This window comes from Duganella sp. FT27W, from assembly GCF_009295655.1.
In the GTDB taxonomy this organism is placed as follows: domain Bacteria; phylum Pseudomonadota; class Gammaproteobacteria; order Burkholderiales; family Burkholderiaceae_D; genus Rugamonas; species Rugamonas zoogloeoides.
On the sequence record NZ_WHIV01000030.1, the window covers coordinates 1 to 273 of the forward strand.

The following is a 273-nucleotide window of genomic DNA, read 5'->3' on the forward strand; positions in this document are numbered from 1 at the left end:
CGGTCCAGACTCCTACGGGAGGCAGCAGTGGGGAATTTTGGACAATGGGCGCAAGCCTGATCCAGCAATGCCGCGTGAGTGAAGAAGGCCTTCGGGTTGTAAAGCTCTTTTGTCAGGGAAGAAACGGTGTTTTCTAATACAGAGCGCTAATGACGGTACCTGAAGAATAAGCACCGGCTAACTACGTGCCAGCAGCCGCGGTAATACGTAGGGTGCAAGCGTTAATCGGAATTACTGGGCGTAAAGCGTGCGCAGGCGGTTTTGTAAGACTGT

General features: G+C 52.7%; 1 rRNA gene. It reads left to right on the top strand.

The features are described from left to right. A 16S ribosomal RNA gene (locus tag F8197_RS28295) occupies positions 1 to 273 on the top strand; the annotation flags it as partial.